10 protein-coding genes are annotated in these 7,708 nt (G+C 66.0%); 3 read left to right on the top strand and 7 right to left on the bottom strand.

Annotated elements, in window-relative coordinates; genetic code table 11:
* Positions 1-185: 185 nt before the first annotated feature.
* The 7 genes from OJI97_RS09840 to OJI97_RS09870 form a co-directional block, all read right to left on the bottom strand.
* Entirely contained in the window at positions 186-650 is a 465-nt protein-coding gene (locus OJI97_RS09840) for a PTS sugar transporter subunit IIA (protein ID WP_257546215.1), read from the bottom strand.
* A 158-nt stretch (positions 651-808) separates the two neighbouring features.
* Complete coding sequence (gene raiA, locus OJI97_RS09845; protein ID WP_297663059.1) at positions 809-1,390, bottom strand: ribosome-associated translation inhibitor RaiA; 582 nt, start codon at positions 1,388-1,390, stop codon at positions 809-811.
* A gap of 43 nt (positions 1,391-1,433) precedes the next feature.
* Complete coding sequence (gene dnaQ / locus OJI97_RS09850; protein WP_297663060.1) at positions 1,434-2,132, bottom strand: DNA polymerase III subunit epsilon; 699 nt, start codon at positions 2,130-2,132, stop codon at positions 1,434-1,436.
* Between the two features lie 19 nt (positions 2,133-2,151).
* Positions 2,152-2,775, bottom strand: a complete 624-nt coding sequence (gene coaE, locus OJI97_RS09855) for a dephospho-CoA kinase (protein ID WP_297663062.1) — start codon at positions 2,773-2,775, stop codon at positions 2,152-2,154.
* The gene (gene aroE, locus OJI97_RS09860) at positions 2,772-3,584 is read right to left on the bottom strand and encodes a shikimate dehydrogenase (RefSeq protein WP_297663064.1); all 813 of its coding nucleotides are present in this window, start codon (positions 3,582-3,584) and stop codon (positions 2,772-2,774) included. The genes coaE and aroE overlap by 4 nt, the downstream gene beginning before the upstream one ends.
* On the bottom strand, positions 3,581-4,180 hold the full coding sequence (locus tag OJI97_RS09865; RefSeq protein WP_297663066.1) for a Maf family protein: 600 nt from the start codon (positions 4,178-4,180) through the stop codon (positions 3,581-3,583). The genes aroE and OJI97_RS09865 overlap by 4 nt, the downstream gene beginning before the upstream one ends.
* Positions 4,177-4,989 (bottom strand): pyruvate, water dikinase regulatory protein, encoded by an 813-nt coding sequence (locus OJI97_RS09870; RefSeq protein WP_297663068.1) that lies wholly within the window; start codon positions 4,987-4,989, stop codon positions 4,177-4,179. Before OJI97_RS09870 ends, OJI97_RS09865 begins: the two co-directional genes overlap by 4 nt.
* A 348-nt stretch (positions 4,990-5,337) precedes the next feature.
* On the opposite strand from OJI97_RS09870, the gene hemE reads away from it, so the two are divergent.
* The 3 genes from hemE to rho form a co-directional block, all read left to right on the top strand.
* Complete coding sequence (hemE, locus tag OJI97_RS09875; protein WP_297663070.1) at positions 5,338-6,363, top strand: uroporphyrinogen decarboxylase; 1,026 nt, start codon at positions 5,338-5,340, stop codon at positions 6,361-6,363.
* Between the two features lie 9 nt (positions 6,364-6,372).
* A complete protein-coding gene (locus tag OJI97_RS09880; RefSeq protein ID WP_297663072.1) occupies positions 6,373-6,816 on the top strand; it encodes a CopD family protein in 444 nt (147 codons plus the stop codon).
* Between the two features lie 195 nt (positions 6,817-7,011).
* Positions 7,012-7,708: transcription termination factor Rho (gene rho / locus OJI97_RS09885; RefSeq protein WP_297663074.1), on the top strand; the 697-nt coding region annotated here is incomplete at its 3' end.

Raw genomic sequence — 7,708 nt, forward strand, 5'->3', positions numbered from 1 at the left:
ATCGCTACCCGCAAGGCCGCACGGACCCGAGATCGAAGCCATTTCGGCGTCCCTGCGGGATTTGATCGATTTTGCCCAGGACTTCGTCGGCAAGTCTTGAAATATCGACATATTCCTTCGCCTTGCCTCCTCGCCCTGAGCAAAATCGCTTCAAACCTCGGACCCGAAAAGTGCGGGGCCAGACCCTAGGCCGCGTCGCGCGTTTCGGCGTCGACGAGCATCGCATAGAGCGCCTCGTCGCTTTTCGCGCCGCGCAGCCGTTCGGCGATGCTGTCGTTGCGGAGCATCCGCGAAACGCCGGCGAGCGCCTTCAGATGATCGGCGCCCGCGTCGAGCGGCGACAGCAGCACGAACAGCAGGTCGACCGGCAGGCCGTCGACCGCCTGGAAATCGATCGGGCGGGCCAGTTGCAGGAACAGGCCGCGCACCCCGGTGAGGTCCGCCATCTTCGCGTGCGGAAGCGCGATACCGCGGCCGAAGCCGGTCGAGCCGAGGCGCTCGCGCTCGAGCAAGGCTTCGCTGACTTCGCCGGCGTCGAGGCCGAGCGAGCGCGCGGCAAGATCACCGACGAGCGGGAACAGCGCCTTTTTCGAATCGAGCTGGACATGCGCGCGCACGGTCGCGGGGTAGAGAAGGGAAGATAGGTTCATCGCTTTGGTCAAATCATATCCGCCGGGCGCCGCCCGGTTCATCCTGTTGGCAAACGATCGTGGGATCGGTCGTGTGGCAGGCCCCGCCATCCGGGTATCAATGGGCGCGGCCCTTAGGCCGGATGGCGGAGAAAATCCAGTCCTATTGTCCGGAGCTTCTATCCCTGGCGCGGCTCGACCCAGCCGATCGTACCATCGTCGCGGCGATAGACCATATTGTGCGACCCGGTCTTGCTGTTGACGAACAAGAGCGCGTTGGTGTTGCGAAGGTCGAGCATCATCACCGCGTCGGACACGCTGCTGGTCGGGATATCGACGCGCGTTTCGGCGATGATCGCCGGGGCGTCGCCGGCCTCATCCTCCTCGGCGCCGCCGTCGAACACGACATAGCTCGCATTTTCCACGAAATCGTCGATCGACGCGGCGGATTGGCCGTTGAGGTTCCCGCGGTCCTTCAATCGTCGCATATAGCGTCGAAGCTGTTTTTCGATACGCTCGGCGGCGGCTTCGAAAGCGACGTGTGCGTCCTGCGCCTGACCATGCCCCTTGAGCACGAGCCCCTGCATCACATGCGCGACGATGTCGCACTGAAAACTGTCGTGCGGCCCTTTGCCGAAGGTTGCGTGTGCGCCGAGCGCGCGGGAGAAATATTTGTCGGCAATCGCGTTCATCCGGTCCGACACGCGCGCCTGCAGCGCTTCGCCGGTTTCGATCTGGTGTCCAGAGACGCGGATTTCCATTTTTCTTCTCCTTCCAGAATCGCGGCGGCGGCCGGGGCCACCGTCACGGACTATCGTGCCACAGCGGTCCAGTGAGCTTGGCGACGAATTCGGCATGGCGCGCCAGTTCGGCCGCGCTGGCAGCATGGGCGCGCGGTTCGCGAAAGGCGCGCGGCGGCGCGGCGGCGCGAACGGGATCGGCGGCGGCGTGCCCGGCCGGCGCGGCTTCCGCCGCAAGACCAAGGCCGATCTGCCGCCCGCCGGTCATTTCGATATAGAGATGCGCGAGCAGTTCGGCATCGAGCAGCGCGCCATGCTTGACGCGGTGGCTGCGGTCGATGCCGTAGCGCGTGCAGAGCGCGTCGAGGCTGTGCTTGGCGCCCGGATGGAGCTTGCGCGCCATCTGCACGGTGCAGCACATGCGGCCCATGTCGAGCGCGGGACGTCCGGCGCGCGCGAGCTCGGCATTGATGAAGCCGAAGTCGAAGGCGGCATTGTGCGCGACCATCGGCGCGTCGCCGAGAAAGTCGATCAGATCGTCGACGCGGGTCGCAAACAGCGGCTTGTCGGACAGGAACTGGATCGACAGGCCATGCACCGCCTCGGCCTCGGCCGGCATGTCGCGTTCGGGATGAAAATAGGCGTGAAAGGTCCGGCCCGATTCGCGGCGGTCGATCAGTTCGATGCAGCCGATTTCGACCAACCTGTGCCCCGCTCTGGGGTCGAGTCCCGTAGTTTCCGTATCGAAGATTATCTCACGCATCTTCGAATCAATATTGCCCCTATCGGGCGCGGAAACAAGAGGCGATGGCGCGGATCTGACGGTGCGTCTCGCTTTTGGGGCGGCCCGTTTCGATCACGAAATCGGCGCGCGCGCGCTTGACGCGGTCGGGCACCTGAAGGCGCCGGATCGCCTTCAGCTTGGCGGCGGTCATTCCGGGGCGGCGCATCACGCGCTTTCGCTGCATCCACGCCGGCGCGGAGACGACGGCGATCGCGCCGACGCGGCGCCAGCCGCCCTTTTCGAAGAGCAGCGGAATGTCGAGAACGATCAGGTCGCGGGCGCGGTGACGCGCGAGAAAGCGTTTCTGCGCCTTGCCGACCGCCGGATGAATGATCGCCTCGAGCGCGGCGAGTTCGTGGGTGTTGCCGAGCACCCGCGCGCCGAGTTTCTGCCGGTCGACGCCGGCCGACCCGGTGGTGCCGGGAAAGCGCGCCTCGATCGCGGCGACCAGGGCGCCGCCGGCTCCTTGCAGCCGATGCACTTCGGCATCGGCGTCGAAGACGGGAATGCCTTCGCGCTCGAACATCGTCGCCGCAGTCGACTTGCCCATGCCGATCGAGCCAGTGAGGCCGAGGATGAACGGACGGCGGAGCCGCGAGGCGGGGCGCGGGTGATGCGTCATGCGGTCAGCAGCGCGCGCAATTCCTCGTCGCGGCCCTCGGGGGGCGGCGCACCGAAGAACAGTTCGAAGGCGAGCGCGGCCTGACCGATCAGCATGTCGAGCCCATCGACGGTGTCGAGCCCGCGCGCCGCGGCGGCCTTCAACAGGCGGGTCTGGAGCGGCGCATAAACGAGGTCGTAGACGATGGCGTCTTCGGGAAGCGGCGCCAGGTCGAGGTCGAGCGGCGGCTGGCCGGTCATGCCGAGGCTGCTACTGTTGACGAGCAGCGACACCGGCGGCAGCGCGGCGTCGAGCGGAGCAACCTCGCCCTTCAGCCCGAAGGTCGCGAGCAGCCCCATCGCTTTCAGCGGCGAGCGGTTCAGGATCGTCACGGGCCCCACGCCCGCGCGGGCGAGCGCGAACAGCACCGCCCGCGCGGCGCCGCCCGCGCCGACGACGGCGACAGGCGCGCCTTCGAGGTCGAGCTCGGCGAGCGGCGCATAAAAGCCCGCGGCGTCGGTGTTGGTGCCGATCAGCGCGCCGTCGGGCTGGCGCACGATCGTGTTCATCGCGCCGATGGTGCCGCGGATATTGCCGGGATCGTCGACGAGATCCATCACCGCGACCTTGTGCGGGATGGTCACGTTGCAGCCGCGCCAGCCGGCGTCGGCACGGCGCTCGGCGATATAGGCGGCCAGATCGTCGGGGGTTACATGCCGGCGGCGGTAATCGCCGGGAAGCCCGAGCGCCTTCAGCCAGAAGCCGTGGATCAGCGGCGATTTCGATTGCGCGATCGGGTCGCCGATCACTTCCGCATAGGGCGCGCTCATGCCGGGGCCAGCCCGGTCGCGCGCAGCCACGCCATCAGCGGCAGCATCGGCATACCGATGATCGTCCAGGGATCGCCCTCGACCCGGTCGAATAGTTGCACGCCCGCCCCCTCTATCTCGTAGCAGCCGACGGTCCAGCGGATGCTGTCCCAGTGGCGCGCGACATAGTCGGCGATGAAGGCGTCCGGCAAGGGGCGCATCCACAGCCTTGCCTCGCCCACCGCGCGCCACACCGGCGCGCCGGCGCGCGCGGCGACCGCGGCGCTGAACAGGCGGTGCCGCGTTCCGGCCATGCGCCGGAGATGATCGGCCGCCTCTTCGGGGTCCACGGGTTTCGTCAGCATCGACCCGTCGTCGAGCGCCAGCGTGGTATCGGCGCCGATCACCGTAACGCCGGGAAGGCGCGACGAAATCTTGACCGCCTTCGCTTCGGCGAGCGCGTCCGCGATGTTGCGCGCGGTCTGTCCCGCCGCGACGAGCGAAGCGGTCAGCGCTTCCTCGTCGACATGCGCCGCCGTCGTCTCGAAACTCAGCCCGGCGGCGCGGAGCATCGCGGCGCGGCCGCTGCTCTGCGAGGCGAGAAGAAGCTGGGTCATGCCGTGCCGCGATCCTCGACCAGCTTGATCACCGCGGCGGCGGTCTCCTCGATCGAGCGGCGCGTCACGTCGATCACCGGCCAGCCGTTGTCGGCGAACATGCGCCGGGCATAGGCGATCTCGGCCTTGACCCTTTCGTCGTCGACATAGGCGGTTTCGGGCGCCTGATTGAGCGAGAGGAGGCGGTTGCGCCGCACCTGCACCAGCCGGTCGAGCCCGGTCGTCAGCCCGACGACGAGCGGGCGTTTCAGATTGTAGAGCGCGTCGGGCGGCGGCGATTCGGGAACGATCGGGATGTTCGCGGTCTTGTAGCCGCGATTGGCGAGATAGATGCTCGTCGGGGTTTTCGAGGTGCGCGATACGCCCGCGAGCAAGATGTCGGCCTGCTCCCAATTCTCCCACCCGATGCCGTCGTCGTGCGCGACGGTGAATTGAATCGCCTCGACCCGCGCGAAATAGGCGGCATCGAGCACATGCTGGCGGCCGGGGCGCGCCTTCGCTTCCTGTCCCAGCATCCGCGACAGTGCGTCGGTGACCGCGTCGAGCGCGGGGACGAGCGGCAGGCCCTGCGCCTGCGCGCGCCGCTCGAGGCTGGCGCGCAGCTCGCCGTTGACCAGGGTGAACAGGATCATGCCGGGGCTGGCCTGCACTTCGGCGATGATCCGGTCGAGATGCGATTCGGATCGCACCATCGGCCAGAAATGGCGCACGACCTCGACATCGTCGAACTGCGCGATCGCCGCCTTGGCGATATTTTCGAGCGTTTCGCCGGTGGAATCGGATATGAGGTGCAGGTGGAGCCGGTCCATGGCCCATATTTCGCAGCGGCGAAGGAAAAGGCAAGCCGGGCTTTGCTCGCATCGCTCCCCAAACGGCCCTGTGGATAAGCCTCGGCATAACCGCCGGGACAAGATCGGCACACGGGATTCATCCCCGACGCTGCCGATTCCGCTCCACCCCTTGTCCACAAGGGATGGAATTTATCCACAGGCTGTGAATTAGGAGGAAAGCCGCTGGCGACTCCGTGACGTTACCCGTGACGCGCAGAGTCAATATGTTGGCAAAAGAGGCGCCCGCGCCTAAAGCCCCGCAATCCGCCGACCAACAAACCACCACAATCATCTTTAAATATATATGAAGAGAGAAAGAGGGACCGCGTGAAGGCGTCGTCGAAGAGCTTGCTGGCAACGCTGCGCGGGGTGCGGCAGGAGCGGCCCGCGCTGTGGCTGATGCGCCAGGCCGGGCGCTATCTCCCCGAATATCGTGCGCTCCGGGAAACCAAGGGCGGCTTCCTCGAACTCTGCTACGACAGCGAAGCCGCCGCCGAGGTCACTTTGCAGCCGATCCGCCGCTTCGGCTTCGACGGCGCGATCCTCTTTTCCGACATTCTCGTCGTCCCGCACGCGCTCGGGCAGGACCTATGGTTCGAGGCGGGTGAGGGACCGCGGCTCGCGCCGCCGCTCGTCGATACCACGCTGGCGTCGCTCGCGGCGATGCCGCAGCGGCTCGATCCGGTGTATCGCACCGTCGCGCGTGTGGCGGGGGCGCTGCCCCCCGGAACGACCTTCCTCGGCTTTGCCGGCAGCCCGTGGACCGTCGCGACCTATATGGTGGCGGGGCAGGGGTCGAAGGACCAGGCCGCGGCGCGGCGGATGGCGTTCGGCGATCCGGCGGCGTTCGGCGCGATCGTCGAGGCGATCGTCGATTTGAGCGTCACCTATCTGTCCGGCCAGATCGAACAGGGCGTCGAGGCGGTCCAGCTTTTCGACAGTTGGGCGGGCAGCCTTTCGCCTTCGCAGTTCGAGCGCTGGGTTATCGCGCCCAATGCCGAGATCGTGCGCCGGCTGAAGGCGCTCCATCCCGACACGCCGATCATCGGCTTTCCGAAGGGCGCGGGCGGCAAGCTCGCCTCCTATGCGAACGAGACCGGCGTCGATGCGATCGGTCTCGACGAGACGGTCGATCCGGCCTGGGCCGACGCGACGCTGCCCGCGCATCTGCCGGTGCAGGGCAATCTCGACCCGCTCGCGCTCGTCGCGGGGGGTGATGTGCTCGACGCCGCGATCGACCGCATCCTTGCGGCTTTCCCCGATCGCCCCCATATCTTCAATCTCGGCCATGGCATCGTGCCCGACACGCCCATAGCCCATGTCGAACATCTGATCCGGCGCGTCCGTGGGTAGGCGGGACTTATGGCAGGTTTTCTGGGGGTAACGATGCTTTGGGTCAAAGCCGCGCACGTGATTTTCGTCATCTTCCTGATGGCGGGGCTGTTCATGATGCCGCGTTTCTTCGTCTATCACCACCAGTGCGCGGTCGGATCGGACGAGGATAAAAAGTGGATCGAGCGCGAGGATCGTCTGCGCAAGATCATCCTCAATCCATCGCTCATCCTCGTCTGGGTGTTCGGGCTGATGCTCGCCTTCAACGGCGATGTTTGGCGCGAGGGCTGGTTCCACGGCAAATTGCTGCTCGTCATCCTGCTCTCGGCCTATCACGGCTGGCTGATCGGCTATTTCAAGAAATTGCGCCGTGGCGAGCGCCCGCTGACCGAGAAAAAACTGCGCCTCCTCAACGAGGTGCCGGGGATCGCCGCGGCGATCATCGTCGTTCTGGTGATCGTGCGGCCGTTCTGAGCCGCCGCCCCGGCGCAGCCGCGATTGACTTGCGCAAAAGCGGGTTATAGGGGCCGATCAACCCCGCTTCCCGCGCGGGCGGCGCTTCCCGCGCCGATACTATCGCGAACGGCCGTCCCCCGGCCGGATAGGCATCCCTGCGGATGCACTGAAAACAAAGATTATTTCTCCTGAATCTCATCTTGGAATCCATCCATGCATCTTAAAGAACTCAAGACCAAATCGCCCGCCCAGCTCGTCGAAATGGCCGAGGAACTGGGCGTCGAGGGCGCCTCGACGCTGCGCAAGCAGGATCTGATGTTCTCGATCCTCAAGGAACTCGCCGAAGAGGGCGAGGAAATCATCGGGTCGGGGACGATCGAAGTCCTGCCCGACAGCTTCGGCTTCCTCCGCTCGTCTGAAGCCAATTATCTCGCGGGGCCCGACGACATCTATGTCTCGCCGAACCAGGTCCGCAAATATGGCTTGCGCACCGGCGACACCGTCGAGGGCGAAATTCGCGCCCCGCGCGACGGCGAACGCTATTTCGCGCTGACCAAGCTGATCAGCGTCAATTTCGACGATCCCGAGGCGGTGCGCCACCGCGTCAATTTCGACAACCTCACCCCGCTCTATCCGAACCAGAAGCTGTCGCTCGACACCGTCGACCCGACCGTGAAGGACAAGTCGGCGCGAGTCATCGACCTCGTCAGCCCGCAGGGCAAGGGCCAGCGCGCGCTGATCGTCGCGCCGCCGCGCACCGGCAAGACCGTGCTGCTCCAGAATATCGCCAAGGCGATCACCGACAATCACCCCGAGGTCTACCTCATCGTCCTTCTCGTCGACGAACGTCCGGAGGAAGTCACCGACATGCAGCGCAGCGTGAAGGGCGAGGTCGTTTCCTCGACCTTCG

The organism is Sphingopyxis sp., from assembly GCF_025869345.1.
In the GTDB taxonomy this organism is placed as follows: Bacteria; Pseudomonadota; Alphaproteobacteria; order Sphingomonadales; family Sphingomonadaceae; genus Sphingopyxis.